At 76.2% G+C, this 1,925-nt stretch carries 2 protein-coding genes and 1 pseudogene; all 3 read left to right on the top strand.

Annotation, left to right across the window (positions count from 1 at the left end):
* Window positions 1-378: pseudogene (locus tag AC2CJA_RS26445) on the top strand (hypothetical protein); the annotation flags it as partial.
* 31 nt (window positions 379-409) lie between these two features.
* Window positions 410-1,483 carry an EamA family transporter gene (locus tag AC2CJA_RS26440; RefSeq protein WP_484605181.1) on the top strand — a complete coding sequence of 358 codons (1,074 nt, stop codon included), beginning with the start codon at window positions 410-412 and terminating at the stop codon, window positions 1,481-1,483.
* 226 nt (window positions 1,484-1,709) lie between these two features.
* A partial coding sequence (locus AC2CJA_RS26435; RefSeq protein ID WP_484605182.1) for an EamA family transporter occupies window positions 1,710-1,925 on the top strand: 216 nt, incomplete at its 3' end.

Raw genomic sequence — 1,925 nt, 5'->3', positions numbered from 1 at the left:
GACCGGCACGCCGACACCGCCCACCTGCTGCACGGTCTGGTCGAGTCGGACCCGGCGGGCACGGCAGGCGTGACGGAGGGGGGGGCCGCGGAGGCATCGGCCGCCGCGCCGGGCGGTGTCCCCGGCTGGTCCCCCGCCGCCGCGGCGGCGCTGGAGGAAGCCCTCCGCCGGGCACGGGCAGGGGGCGGCGCACGGGTGGAGGGCGTGGACCTGCTGGACGCGCTGCTCGCCGATCCGTGCTGCCGGGCGGTGGAGGTGCTGCGCCGCGCGGGCGCCGTACCCGTACCCGGTCCCGCTTCCGCTCAGGCATTCGTGGGAACGGTGGCGCGGGGCGCCGGGGACCGCTCCCCGAAGCCCTGTCAGGGGCGCAGCCGCTGACACGCCTGTCGGGCGCTGGCATGATGGGCCGGTGCATGCCCCGACATCCCCGTCCGCCCCCTCGGGGGCGAGCACCGGTCTCACCCTCGCCCTCTTCTCCGCCGTCGCCTTCGGCGGTTCCGGCCCGGCGGCGAAGCCGCTGATCACCGCCGGGCTCGACCCGCTGCACGTGACCTGGCTCAGGGTCGCGGGCGCCGCCGTCGTGCTGCTGCCGCTGGCCTGGCGCCACCGCGGTCTGCTGCTGCGGCGGCCGGCGCTGCTGGCCGGGTTCGGGCTGCTGGCCGTCGCGGGCGTACAGGCGTGCTACTTCGCGGCGATCTCCCGCATCCCGGTCGGAGTCGCCCTGCTGGTGGAGTACCTCGGGCCCGCGCTGCTGCTGGGCTGGGTGCGCTTCGTCCAGCGCCGTCCGGTGAGCCGGGCGGCGGGGATCGGGGTGGTGCTCGCGGTCGGCGGCCTGGCGTGCGTGGTGGAGATCTGGGCCGGGCTCGGCTTCGACCTCTGGGGGCTGCTGCTGGCGCTGGGCGCCGCCTGCTGCCAGGTCGGCTACTTCGTCCTGTCCGCCCACGGGACCGGCGAACCCGGCAAGGACCCCGGCAGGGACGGGGTTCCCGATCCACTGGGTGTCATCGCCTACGGGCTGCTCATCGGCGCGCTGGTGCTCACCGCCGTCGCCCGGCCCTGGGAGATGGAGTGGTCGGTGCTGGGCGGGAGGGCCGAACTGGCGGGCCTCCCGGCATCCGGCGCACAGGTGCCCGCGGCCGTACTGCTGGGCTGGATCGTGCTGGTGGCGACCGTGGCCGCCTATCTGACCGGAGTGGTCTCGGTACGCAGGCTCTCGCCGCAGGTGGCAGGGGTGGTGGCCTGCCTGGAGGCGGTGGTGGCCACCGTGCTGGCCTGGATGCTGCTGGACGAGCGGCTGTCGGCGGTGCAGCTGTTCGGCGGTGCGGTGGTGCTGGCGGGCGCGTTCGTCGCGCAGCGCGCCACGCCCGCGGCTCCTCCCGCACCACCTCCCGGGCCGGTGGCCGCGGGGAGTTGCGAAGGGGCGGTCACGGGCGGGGGAGAGCGCGCGGAGCGGCGGTTGTCGCAGGACGCGCCCGCACCGTAGGGTGCGGGCATGCATTCGACCGTGCTTCCCCCGCCCGCCGCCTAGGGCGGGCCGCCGAGGAGAACCGCGTCGGCGTCAGCGCCGCCGCGCAGGTCATCGCTGCCCGCGTACGGGACCACCTGACGACTTCCCGATACACGCGGAGAACCCACACGTGTCGAAGCCCACTTCCGCCCTGTCCACCGCCGCGCCCACCGGCGGAGGCGGTGATTTCGCAAACGCCTCCGTGCCCACCGGCGGACTGTCCGTCGGGCGCGGACTGCTCTACCTGGTCGTCGCCGGAGTCGCCTGGGGCACCGCCGGAGCCGCGGCCGCCCTGCTGTACCGCGCCAGCGATCTGGGGCCGATCGCCCTGTCCTTCTGGCGCTACGTCGGCGGGATCGCCCTGCTGCTGGCGTTCCTCCCCCTGCGCCGCACCGCCCGCCCGGGAGGCCGCCGGGGC

The organism is Streptomyces sp. ATLC9 (assembly GCF_057196705.1).
Note: the sequence above shows the minus strand (reverse complement) of the source record. Positions and strands in the feature narration are given on the sequence as shown.